This is a genomic window from Rhodosalinus sp., assembly GCF_046542825.1.
In the GTDB taxonomy this organism is placed as follows: domain Bacteria; phylum Pseudomonadota; class Alphaproteobacteria; order Rhodobacterales; family Rhodobacteraceae; genus Rhodosalinus.
Genome location: NZ_JBKHAQ010000103.1, coordinates 1 through 10,007, shown reverse-complemented (window position 1 = coordinate 10,007; position 10,007 = coordinate 1). Strand labels below are relative to the sequence as shown.

Below are 10,007 nucleotides of genomic sequence, written 5' to 3'. Positions count from 1 at the left end.
GCCACGATGCCCGCCGGTGCCGCACCAAGGCGCGTGCGGATCGCGCCTCAGCCCCGGCGGATCAGATAGCTCTGCGCGCCCTCGGCCTCCTCCATGCACAGGAAATCGTGCCCCGCCTCGGCGCAGAAATGCGGCACGTCCACCACGGCCACGGGATCATCTGCCAGCAGGCGCAGCACCGCACCCTGCTCCATCTGTGACAGGTGCTTGCGCGCGCGCAGCACGGGCAGCGGGCAGATCAGGCCGCGTGCGTCAACCTCGCGGTCCCATGTGATACCACTTTTCTTCTGCATCCGTCGTTGCGGCCCCTCAGCCATCCCCTTGCGCCACCCAGTCAGGCGGGCGCTTGCCAAAGAAGCTTTCCAGCCCCTCGCGTCCCTCGGCGCTGTCGAGCTGGTCGGCGAAGACCTGCGCGGCCATGTCGAGCTGTTCGTCCGGGAAAAGACCGGGCAGGTCCATCAGCAGGCGCTTGGTCGCCGCCACGGCGCCGGGCGCGCAGAGCCCGGCCTGCGCGCGCAGGGCGTCGAGTTCCGCGTCGAGCGCCCTGCCGTCGGGGACGACGCGATCCGCCAGCCCGGCCGCCAGGGCCTCGCCGGCGGAGAGCCGGTCGCCCAGCAGCAGGAGCCGCCGCGCCATCCGCTGGCCCAGCCGCGCGGTCACTACCGGGGCCACCTGCGCCGGGACAAGGCCCATGGTGGTCTCGACAAAGGCAAAGACCGCGCGGCTTTCGGCCACCACGATGTCGCCCGCTGCCGCCAGCCCGCAGCCGCCGGCCAGCGCCTCGCCCTCGACCGCCATCACCGTCAGTTGCGGCAGCGTCGCGACCCGCCGCATCAGCGCGCCGGTCGCCCGCGAGGCGCGCAGCAGCGCCTCGCGTTCGACCTCGCCGTGCGCCGCGCCGCGCAAGACCGTCATGTCGCCGCCCGCGCAGAAAACGCCGCCGCGGCCGCGAAACACCACGCCGCGGATGTCGGGGCGCAGCGCCAGCGTCTCGCAGACGCGCGCAAGGTCGGCGACGCGCTGCAGCGACAGGGGATTGCGCTGTGAAGGTTCGTTCAGCCAGATCGTCAGCCAGCCCTCGCCATGCTCCAGGTCCAGCGTCGATGTCGCCGGGAGCGTGCGGCTCGCGCGGGTGCTGTCGCGTGACGCGTAGACCATGGCTCCCTTCTTTCCCGGCCCTGGCTGGCGCAAGATGCGCAGCTGGCAAGAGCCCAGCCTAACCTAGATTTCGCGCGCGGGCCTGCCAGCCCCGCGCAGATGCCTCCCTAGCCCCCTGCCGCCCGCGCCAGCCGCCAGGCCAACTCTGACAACGGGCGCGCCAGCGCGCCGGTCTCAGCCGCCTTCGGGTCGGCGGCCGTGCCCTCCTCGGCGCGCCTGGCGATGCCCTGCAGGATCGCGGCGATGCGGAACAGGCTGAAGGCGAGGTAGAATTCCCAGTTCCCGGGCCGGGACTGTCCGGTGCGCTCGAGGTAGCGCGCGACATAGGTGTCCTCGTCGGGGATGCCCAGCGCGTCGAAATCCACCCCCGCAAGCCCCCGGAACAGGTCGGGCGACACGCGCCAGGACAGCGCGTGATAGGCGAAATCCGCCATCGGGTCGCCCAGCGTCGACAGCTCCCAGTCCAGCACCGCCACCACCCGCGGCTCCGTCGGATGCAGCATCAGGTTGTCGAGCCGGTAGTCGCCGTGAATCACGCCTACCTTCCGCTCTTCGGGCAGATGGGCGGGCAGCCACGCGATCAGCCTCTCCATCGCGGGGTTGGGCGCGGTCTCTGAGGCGCGATACTGTTTGGTCCATCGCCCGACCTGCCGCGCCATGTAGGCGCCGTGCTTGCCGAAATCGTCGAGGCCAAGCTCGGCGGGTTGCAGGCTGTGCAGCCGCGCGATCACCCGGTTCATGTCGTCGAAGACTGCGGCACGCTCGTCGCGCGTCATCCCGGGCAGGCGCTGGTCGAAGAAGATGCGCCCCGGCACATGCTCCATGACGTAGAACATCCGCCCGATCACGCCCTCGTCCTCGCAGAGCGCCAGCACCTCGGGCACCGGCACGCCCGAGCCCTTCAGCGCCCGCATCACGCGGAACTCGCGGTCCACCGCGTGGGCCGAGGGCAGCAGCCTGCCGGGCGGCTTGGCGCGCAACACGTAGGAGCGGCCCGGCGTGTCGAGCCGCCAGGTCGGGTTCGACTGCCCGCCGGAAAACCGCGTCAGCGTGAGCGGGCCCGCGAATCCCTCGACCTCGCGGGTGAGCCACGCCTCCAGCGCGCCGGTCTGGTCGATCTCGCCCGTGGCGAGGCCCTGCGCCGTCATGCCTGTCTCCTCCAGCGTCGAGAGGACCCGCAGGAGCGGCCCGTGTCAACCGGAAGCGATGCGGCGCGGCCCGTCTTGCGCAAGACTGCCTTCGCGCGCAGTCTGAGCCGGGCGAGGGAGGCAAGCATGCTGGAGGGGTTTCGCATCGTCGAGGTCGAGGGGCTGGGGCCCGCGCCCTTCGCGGCCATGATGCTGGCCGACCTTGGCGCCGAGGTGATCGTGGTGCACCGCAAGGTGCCCCCCGAGACGCCCGGCCTGGGCGACCGCAGCCCGCTGGACCGCGGCAAGCGGTCCATCGCGCTCGACCTCAAGGACGCGGCCGACCGCGCGGTGCTGGAGGCGCTGATTGCCCGCGCCGACGGGCTGATCGAGGGCTTTCGCCCCGGCGTGATGGAGCGGCTGGGGCTGGGGCCGGCCGAGGCCCACGCGCTCAACCCCGCGCTGGTCTACGGCCGGATGACCGGCTGGGGGCAGGCGGGGCCGCGCGCCGCGCAGGCGGGCCACGACCTGAACTACATCGCGCTGTCGGGTGCGCTCTGGTATGCCTCGCCGCCCGGGGACGCGCCGCTCACGCCGCCGACGCTGGTGGGCGACATCGGCGGCGGGGCGCTCTACCTCGTCGCGGGCATGCTGGCGGGACTGCTGCGGGCGCAAGGCACCGGGACGGGAACGGTCGTGGACGCGGCGATCGTCGACGGCTCGGCGCACATGATGGCGCTGCTGATGTCGATGGCGCCGCAGGGGGCGCTGTCGATGACCCGCGGGCAGAGCCTGCTGGACGGGCCGCACTGGTGCCGGACCTATGCCTGCGCCTGCGGCGGCTTCGTTGCGGTGCAATGCCTCGAGCCGAAGTTCTACGCGGCCTTTCTGGACGGCATGGGGCTTGCCGACGACCCGGACTTCGCCACGCAATTCGACGCCGCGCGCTGGCCGCGTCTGACCGCGCGGCTGGCAGGTCTCTTCGCCGAGCGCGCGCGCGACGACTGGGCGGCGCGGTTCGCGGGCACCGACGCCTGCGTCGCGCCGGTGCTGACGCCCGAGGAGGCGGCGCGCGATCCCCATCTTGCGGCACGCGGCACATGGCTTGCGGGAGAGGACGCGTTGCAACCCGCGCCGGCCCCGCGCTTCGACGGGGCGGCGCGGGCCCCCGGTCCGGCGCCCGCGCGTGGCGAGCACGGCGCGCAGATCCGCGCCTGGCTGGCCGGGGCGCCGGGATGAGCGACGAGGACCTCGCCACGCTCGACCGGCTGCTGGCGGCGCGCTGGTCCTGCCGCGCCTTCCGCGAGGATCCCGTGCCCGAGGAGAGTGTCGCGCGCATCGTGGCCACCGCGCAGCGCGTGGCGTCCTGGAACAACACCCAGCCCTGGCAACTGATCGTCACCCGCAAGCCCGAGACCGACCGCCTGCGCGTGGCGCTCCACGCCCATGCGGAAGCGGCCGCGCCGGAACCGGACATCCCGTTCCCAACCGCCTACGAGGGGATCTACAAAGAGCGTCGCTCGGTCTGCGGCTGGCAGCTTTACGGCGCGCTGGGGATCGAGCGTGGCGACCGCGCGGCCTCTGCCCGGCAGATGATGGAGAACTTCCGCTTCTTCGGCGCGCCGCATGTGGCGATCGTGACCAGCCCGCGGGCGCTGGGCACCTACGGGGTGCTGGACTGCGGCGCCTTCGTCACGGGCTTCATGACCGCGGCGCAGGCCGCGGGCGTCGCCACCATCGCGCAGGCCGCGCTGGCGACGCAGGCGCCATTCCTGCGCGACTGGTTCGCGATCCCGGAGGACCGGCTGCTGGTCTGCGGCATCGCCTTCGGGCTGGCCGATCCCGACCACCCAGCGAATTCCTATCGCACCGAGCGCGCCGCGCCCGGGGACGTTCTCGACTGGCGCGGCTGACAATGGCCGGACGGAAGCCTTTCGGTGCAGCGACGGGAAGGGCAGACCGAAGCTCACCCTTGCCGGGCCGGCGTGCCCGGTCCGTAGCGCTCAGAGCCCGTGGTCCGGCGTCTTGCCGGAGGGGGCGGCGTAGGGCCGGGTGACATCCCTGAGCCGGGCCTCCAGCGCCTCGACTTGCAGCCGGATCGCGCCGTCGCCCGCCAGCACGAGTGTCAGCGTTCCCGGCCCTTCGGGCGGGCCGTCGTAGTCGAGCGACAGCAGCGACAGGACCGTGTCAGGATCGCGGCGGTCGATGCCGAAGCTTGAAACCTGCCGGACCTCCTCGATCACGAGCAACGACCGCACACGCTCCACGGGCCGGCCCCGCGCCTGCGCCGCCGCACGATCCTCCCAGCGGAAGCGGTTGAGCAGCAGCGCGAAGCGCCGCCGCGCCGGTTGCCAGCGCATCTCGGTCGCGGGAAACACCGCGTCCTGTGCGAGCGCCGAGAGCACCCGCAGGTCGTCGGTGTCGAGCGCGCCGAGGTTCAGGGGCGTCTCGCGCCCGTCTGCGAAGCGCGCATCGTCGGTCATCAGGCGGCGACCCTCTCGATCTTCGCGCCGAGCGCCGAAAGCTTTTCCTCGACCCGCTCGTAACCGCGGTCGAGGTGATAGACGCGGTTCACGACCGTCTCGCCCTGCGCGGCGAGCGCGGCCAGGATCAGCGAAACGCTGGCGCGCAGGTCGGTGGCCATGACGGGCGCACCTTTCAGCCGGTCCACCCCGGTGACGCGCGCGGTGCCGCCGTGCACCTCGATCCGCGCGCCCATGCGCATCAGTTCGGGCGCGTGCATGAAACGATTCTCGAAGATGCGCTCTTCCAGCACGCTGACGCCGTCGGCGAGGCAGAGCAGCGCCATCATCTGCGCCTGCAGGTCGGTGGGAAAGCCGGGGTAGGGCGCCGTGGTCACGTCGACGGCGCGGACGCGGCCGTTGCCGCGCGACACCGCCACGCCATCCTCCGTCGCGCGCACCGTGATGCCGGCCTCGTCCAGCTTGTCGGCGAAACCGGGCAACAGATCCAGGCCGCCGCCCAGGCACTCGACCTCGCCGCCGCAGATCGCGGGAACCAGCATGTAGGTGCCCATCTCGATCCGGTCGGCCACCACGCGGTGCGTCGCGCCCGACAGCCGCTCCACCCCCTCGACCTCGATCCGGTCCGTGCCCTCGCCCTCGATGCGCGCGCCCATCGCGCGCAGGCAGCGGGCCAGGTCCACGATCTCTGGCTCGCGCGCGGCGTTCTCGATCACGGTGGACCCGCGCGCCAGCGTCGCCGCCATCAGGACGTTCTCGGTCGCGCCCACGGAGACGAGCGGAAAGCGCACGCGCCCGCCGACAAGCCCGCCCCTGGGCGCGCGGGCGTGCACGTAACCCTCGCGCAGCTCCATCTCCGCGCCCAGTGCCTCGAGCCCGGAGAGGTGCAGGTCCACCGGCCGCGCCCCGATCGCGCAGCCGCCGGGCAGCGAGACCACCGCCTCGCCCGCACGCGCGAGCAGCGGACCCAGCACGAGGATCGAGGCACGCATCTTGCGCACGATGTCGTAATGCGCGAGATGCCCGATCAGGTCATGCGAGGACAGCGCCAGAACCTGCCCGCCCTGCAGCGGCACGACCTCTGCGCCCAGCGACTGCAGGAGCGCGGTCATGGTGCGGATGTCCGACAGCCGCGGCGCGTTGGTCAGCGTGAGCGGCTCGTCGCTGAGCAGCGTGGCGGGCATCAGTGCCAGACAGGCATTCTTGGCCCCGGCGATGGGCACCTGCCCGGAAAGCGGGCCGTTGCCCGTCACGACGATCGAATCCATGTGCCTACTGCCCTTCGTCCGCCGGAGTGTCCTCCCCGGTCCTGCCTGAGTTGTCCGAGCCGCCACCGCGGGCCCGGGCCTGCGCCTTGCGCCGCGCGAGATTGGCCTTGAGCTGCGCGCCGAGCCGCTTCCTGCGGTCTTCTTCCGGCGGGCCGCGGCGCTGTCTGTCGTCCGATCCGCGGGTCATGCTCCTGTCTACCGCAGCCGGCGAAGCCCGTCCAGATTGCGCTTGCGCGCCTGCCGCGAAGCGTCTAACAGGCGCCCCACGCAAGGCCGGGCACAGCGCGCGTCGCCGCCACGGGGCTGCCGTAGCTCAGGGGTAGAGCACTCCCTTGGTAAGGGAGAGGCCGAGAGTTCGAATCTCTCCGGCAGCACCAGAACTTAGCAGGTATTGCGCCCTCGGCTTGCACAGCTATCCGCACAGTTGCTGTCCTCTCCGCTCGATTGCCTCCACCGCGCGCGCCTGGTGGCGCGGGCTATGGTGCCAGTAGTGCCGCCGGATCGTCTCGGGCGACGTGTCGAAAAACTCGGCCCATTCCTCAACGTCCGCGTGGCCGCTCATGACAGCCCAGGTGATCGCGGTGTGCTTCAGGACGTGCGGCGTCACTCCGTCCAGACCGGCGCGCTCCGCGGCCCGGTGGATGCCGGTCTTGATGCTCCCCACGCGCGCACCGCGGAACATGATGACGTGCGAGTCACCGCCTCGCGCCACGCGGGGAGCGCGACATGCTGTTCATGCCACCGGCTTACATGAGCCCGCAGTTGCCGCGGCATACGCGCGCGGCCTCGCCTCTTGTTGGTTTCGCGCTCCCCGGCCTCGCGGAACCGGATGACGCCTGCGTCCAGGTCAACGCGGGTCCACGTCAGGTCTAACAGCGCGCTGGCCCTGCGCCCGGTGTAGAGCGACAGGACGATGAACCTGCGGACGTGCGGCGCGGCGTGGAACAGAAGCGCCGCCGCCTCGGATCGCCGCCGGGGCCGGGCGAGACAAGGCGCGCGGGCAGGTCGTTGTCGTGGTCGGTCATGTCTGTGTCTCCTGTTGTCGCTGCTCGACATAGTGAGGCGCAAGGTCGCGGCATCGGTCTGGCGATTGCGGCGGTGCTGCGCTGCGCTGTAATCCCGTCACCGACATCAAATCCTCGTCCCCCTGCGAGAGGCCGGGGCGGCGAAGCTGCGAAAGGGCCTGCCGATGACCGATGTTTTCCGGATTGTCCCGATCCCCGGCGCCATGAGGGAGGCATGCCGATGCTGGTGACGCACGACCGCGCCCCGGCCCGGCGTCCGGGCGAGCCGCTCGTCGCGCGGCTCGCCTGTCTCGCGGTGCAGCCCGTGCTCGCGCGGGTCGTGCGCCGTATCGCCGAACGCCATCCGTCGCTATTCGCGCGGCTCGGGCCGCATCAGACGACGGATTTCCTCATCGACCCGGTGGAGCTTCCCTTCGCGCTGCACCTGCGGCCCGACCCGGAGGCGCTCGTCTTCCGGGCCGTCCCGCGGGACGCCGCGCCGCAGGCCGGGGCGACGATCCGCGGCAGGTTCATGCTGCTGCTCGAGTTGATCGACGCCGAGGAAGATGGCGACGCGGCCTTCTTCTCGCGCGACCTGGAGGTGACCGGCGACACCGAGGCGGTCGTGCGCCTGCGAAACGCGCTCGACGACATGGACGGCTCGCTCGCCGAGGAAACGGCGGCGATGTTCGGCCCGCCGGGCCGTGCCATCCTCGCGCAGCTGCGCCGCCGCTATCTCACCGAGACCAAAGGACAGGAGGCCCCATGAGCCTTGCCGAACTGATCTGCCCCGCGGGCACGCCCGCGGCCCTGCGCACTGCCGTGGACGCGGGCGCCGACGCCGTCTACTGCGGCTTTCAGGACGCGACCAACGCGCGCAATTTCCCCGGCCTCAACTTCACGCCGCAGGAGCTTCAGGACGCGGTGGTCTACGCCCACATGCGCGGCGCGAAGGTTCTGCTCGCGCTGAACACCTACCCGCCCGCGGGCCGGGTGGACCTCTGGCGCGAGGCCGCCGACACAGGCGCACGCATCGGGGTGGACGCCTTCATCGTCGCGGACATGGGCGTGGCCGACTACATCGCGCGGACGCATCCGCAGGTGCGGCTGCACCTGTCCGTGCAGGCGGCGGCCTCCAGCCCCGAGGCGATCCGCTATTACTGCGACCACTTCGGGGTGAAGCGCGTGGTGCTGCCGCGCATCCTGACCATCGCGGAGATCCGCGAACTGCGCAAGGAGATCCCCTGCGAGATCGAGACCTTCATCTTCGGCAACCACGGGCTGATGGTGGAGGGGCGGTGCAGCCTGACGAACTACCTCACCGGGCAGTCCACCAACATGGACGGCGTCTGCTCGCCCGCCTCGGACGTGGAATACGTGCGCGGCGCGGACGGCTCGCTCTCGTCGCAGCTCGCGGGATTCACCATCGACCGCTTCGGCCCCGAGGAGAAGGCGGGCTATCCGACCATCTGCAAGGGGCGCTACGCCGCGCCGCACCGGCCTGACGGCTATTACGCCTTCGAGGAGCCCGTGAGCCTGAACCTCTCGCGGCTCCTGCCGGAGCTGATCGAGGCGGGCGTGCATGCCTTCAAGATCGAGGGGCGCCAGCGCTCCAAGAGCTACGTGCGCAACGTCGTGGCGGCCTTCCGGGCGGCGGTGGACGACATCCGCGCCGGCCGCGAGGCGAACATTGCGGACCTCGTCGCCCTGACCGAGGGGCAGAAGCAGACCCAGGGTGCCTTCGAGACCAAGAAATGGCGGTGACAGACATGACGAAACTGACGCTGGGGCCGATCGCCTATCACTGGCCCGCCGAGACGCGGCGCGACTTCTACGCGCGCATCGCCGACGAGGCGCCCGTCGACGAGGTCTATCTGGGTGAGGTGATCTGCTCGAAGCGCGCGCCCTTCCACGAGGCCGACCTGCCGGCGACGATCGAGCGGCTGGAGCGCGCGGGCAAGACGGTGATCGTCTCCTCGCTCGCCGAGGTGATGCTCAAACGCGAGCGCAAGGCGACCGCGGCTCTCGCCGCCATGGAGCGCCCCGAGATCGAGGTGAACAACGCCGCCGGGCTCTTCGAGCGGGGCAACCGCCCGCACCGCATCGGCCCCTTCATGAACGCCTACAACGAGGCAACGATCCGCTGGATGGCCGGACAGGGCGCGACGCATGTCTGCCTGCCGCCCGAGATGCCGGCCGAGGCGATCGCCGCGGCGGCTGAGGCGGCGGGCGCGCTCGGCCTCGGCGTCGAGGTGCAGGTCTTCGGCCGCGCCTCGCTCGCGGTCTCGGCGCGCTGCTACCACGCGCGTTCGCACGGGCGGACGAAGGACAACTGCCAGTTCGTCTGCGAGGCAGACCCCGACGGCATGCCGCTGTCGACGCGGGACGACACACCGATCCTGCGCGTCAACGGCATCCAGACCCAGTCGGAAAGCTACGTCGACCTTCTGCCCGAAACGGGGCGGCTGATCGGCGACGGCGTCACCCACCTGCGCCTGATGCCGCAGGCGGCGGACATGGTCGCGGTGGCCTCGGTGTTCCGGCAGGTGCTGGACGGCGCGCTCGAGGTGGCCGAGGCCGACGCGCGCCTCGCCGCGCTCTGCGAGGGAACGGGGCTCGCCAACGGCTTCTACCACGGCACGGCCGGCTACCGGAGGATCGCGATGGCGGCGCCCGCCTGACCACCGGATATCCTCGATCGAGAAGGACCGCGATCGCCCATGCCACCACCAGAACGAAATCCTCATCGGATTTGACGTTCAGGAAGCTCCTCAATGTCGCGACATGTTGCGGCATTGATACCTTTGGTCTACTATATTCGCACCCTCGACGAGGGCTCAGATGCTTCTTGCGGTCAGGATTCACAGCCAATAGATGACCGTCAAGGCGATGCAGACGGCTGACAGGAACAGGTCGCCGCAGCGGTCGTACCGAGTTGCGATGCGGCGCCAGTCCTTCAGGCGCCAG

At 71.2% G+C, this 10,007-nt stretch carries 11 protein-coding genes, 1 tRNA gene and 1 pseudogene; 6 read left to right on the top strand and 7 right to left on the bottom strand.

Going from position 1 to position 10,007, the window contains the following annotated elements:
• Positions 1-47: 47 nt before the first annotated feature.
• The 3 genes from ACLFOB_RS12260 to ACLFOB_RS12250 form a co-directional block, all read right to left on the bottom strand.
• On the bottom strand, positions 48-293 hold the full coding sequence (locus ACLFOB_RS12260; protein WP_410926244.1) for a sulfurtransferase TusA family protein: 246 nt from the start codon (positions 291-293) through the stop codon (positions 48-50).
• Between the two features lie 16 nt (positions 294-309).
• Positions 310-1,158, bottom strand: coding sequence for an enoyl-CoA hydratase-related protein (locus ACLFOB_RS12255; protein WP_410926243.1), 849 nt, complete (start codon positions 1,156-1,158; stop codon positions 310-312).
• A 107-nt stretch (positions 1,159-1,265) separates the two neighbouring features.
• Positions 1,266-2,306: a phosphotransferase family protein gene (locus ACLFOB_RS12250; protein WP_410926242.1), complete on the bottom strand. Its 1,041-nt coding sequence runs from the start codon at positions 2,304-2,306 to the stop codon at positions 1,266-1,268.
• A gap of 126 nt (positions 2,307-2,432) precedes the next feature.
• Here ACLFOB_RS12250 and ACLFOB_RS12245 point away from each other — a divergent pair, with 126 nt between their 5' ends.
• Together ACLFOB_RS12245 and ACLFOB_RS12240 are read left to right on the top strand one after the other, a co-directional pair.
• Positions 2,433-3,524, top strand: a complete 1,092-nt coding sequence (locus ACLFOB_RS12245) for a CaiB/BaiF CoA transferase family protein (RefSeq protein WP_410926241.1) — start codon at positions 2,433-2,435, stop codon at positions 3,522-3,524.
• Positions 3,521-4,198 carry a nitroreductase gene (locus ACLFOB_RS12240; protein WP_410926240.1) on the top strand — a complete coding sequence of 226 codons (678 nt, stop codon included), beginning with the start codon at positions 3,521-3,523 and terminating at the stop codon, positions 4,196-4,198. Before ACLFOB_RS12245 ends, ACLFOB_RS12240 begins: the two co-directional genes overlap by 4 nt.
• Before the next feature lie 90 nt (positions 4,199-4,288).
• On the opposite strand, the gene ACLFOB_RS12235 is transcribed toward ACLFOB_RS12240, so the two are convergent.
• Both ACLFOB_RS12235 and murA read right to left on the bottom strand, forming a co-directional pair.
• The gene (locus ACLFOB_RS12235; protein ID WP_410917968.1) at positions 4,289-4,768 is read right to left on the bottom strand and encodes a DUF2948 family protein; all 480 of its coding nucleotides are present in this window, start codon (positions 4,766-4,768) and stop codon (positions 4,289-4,291) included.
• Complete coding sequence (gene murA, locus ACLFOB_RS12230; protein ID WP_410926239.1) at positions 4,768-6,036, bottom strand: UDP-N-acetylglucosamine 1-carboxyvinyltransferase; 1,269 nt, start codon at positions 6,034-6,036, stop codon at positions 4,768-4,770. The genes ACLFOB_RS12235 and murA overlap by 1 nt, the downstream gene beginning before the upstream one ends.
• Positions 6,037-6,338: 302 nt before the next feature.
• On the opposite strand from murA, the gene ACLFOB_RS12225 reads away from it, so the two are divergent.
• A tRNA-Thr gene (locus tag ACLFOB_RS12225) sits at positions 6,339-6,413 on the top strand.
• A gap of 35 nt (positions 6,414-6,448) precedes the next feature.
• On the opposite strand, the gene ACLFOB_RS12220 is transcribed toward ACLFOB_RS12225, so the two are convergent.
• Positions 6,449-6,700 carry a hypothetical protein gene (locus tag ACLFOB_RS12220; protein ID WP_410926238.1) on the bottom strand — a complete coding sequence of 84 codons (252 nt, stop codon included), beginning with the start codon at positions 6,698-6,700 and terminating at the stop codon, positions 6,449-6,451.
• 581 nt (positions 6,701-7,281) lie between these two features.
• Here ACLFOB_RS12220 and ACLFOB_RS12215 point away from each other — a divergent pair.
• Genes ACLFOB_RS12215 through ACLFOB_RS12205 form a run of 3 tightly spaced genes read left to right on the top strand, consistent with a single transcriptional unit; the run spans position 7,282 to position 9,721 of the window.
• Positions 7,282-7,809 carry an SCP2 domain-containing protein gene (locus tag ACLFOB_RS12215; RefSeq protein WP_410917972.1) on the top strand — a complete coding sequence of 176 codons (528 nt, stop codon included), beginning with the start codon at positions 7,282-7,284 and terminating at the stop codon, positions 7,807-7,809.
• Positions 7,806-8,804 (top strand): peptidase U32 family protein, encoded by a 999-nt coding sequence (locus ACLFOB_RS12210; RefSeq protein WP_410926237.1) that lies wholly within the window; start codon positions 7,806-7,808, stop codon positions 8,802-8,804. Before ACLFOB_RS12215 ends, ACLFOB_RS12210 begins: the two co-directional genes overlap by 4 nt.
• Positions 8,805-8,809: 5 nt before the next feature.
• Positions 8,810-9,721, top strand: a complete 912-nt coding sequence (locus tag ACLFOB_RS12205; protein WP_410926236.1) for a U32 family peptidase — start codon at positions 8,810-8,812, stop codon at positions 9,719-9,721.
• Positions 9,722-9,901: 180 nt separating this feature from the next.
• Here the strand turns inward: ACLFOB_RS12205 and ACLFOB_RS12200 are convergent.
• Positions 9,902-10,007 (bottom strand): annotated as a pseudogene (locus ACLFOB_RS12200) (IS5/IS1182 family transposase); the annotation flags it as partial.

Excerpts from the sequence above, each read along its gene's own strand:
- ACLFOB_RS12240 (WP_410926240.1), top strand. The coding sequence starts at position 3,521 with ATGAGCGACGAGGACCTCGCCACGCTCGACCGGCTGCTGGCGGCGCGC.
- ACLFOB_RS12215 (WP_410917972.1), top strand. The coding sequence starts at position 7,282 with ATGCTGGTGACGCACGACCGCGCCCCGGCCCGGCGTCCGGGCGAGCCG.
- ACLFOB_RS12250 (WP_410926242.1), bottom strand. The coding sequence starts at position 2,306 with ATGACGGCGCAGGGCCTCGCCACGGGCGAGATCGACCAGACCGGCGCG.
- ACLFOB_RS12235 (WP_410917968.1), bottom strand. The coding sequence starts at position 4,768 with ATGACCGACGATGCGCGCTTCGCAGACGGGCGCGAGACGCCCCTGAAC.
- murA (WP_410926239.1), bottom strand. The coding sequence starts at position 6,036 with ATGGATTCGATCGTCGTGACGGGCAACGGCCCGCTTTCCGGGCAGGTG.
- ACLFOB_RS12255 (WP_410926243.1), bottom strand. The coding sequence starts at position 1,158 with ATGGTCTACGCGTCACGCGACAGCACCCGCGCGAGCCGCACGCTCCCG.
- ACLFOB_RS12210 (WP_410926237.1), top strand. The coding sequence starts at position 7,806 with ATGAGCCTTGCCGAACTGATCTGCCCCGCGGGCACGCCCGCGGCCCTG.
- ACLFOB_RS12245 (WP_410926241.1), top strand. The coding sequence starts at position 2,433 with ATGCTGGAGGGGTTTCGCATCGTCGAGGTCGAGGGGCTGGGGCCCGCG.
- ACLFOB_RS12205 (WP_410926236.1), top strand. The coding sequence starts at position 8,810 with ATGACGAAACTGACGCTGGGGCCGATCGCCTATCACTGGCCCGCCGAG.
- ACLFOB_RS12260 (WP_410926244.1), bottom strand. The coding sequence starts at position 293 with ATGCAGAAGAAAAGTGGTATCACATGGGACCGCGAGGTTGACGCACGC.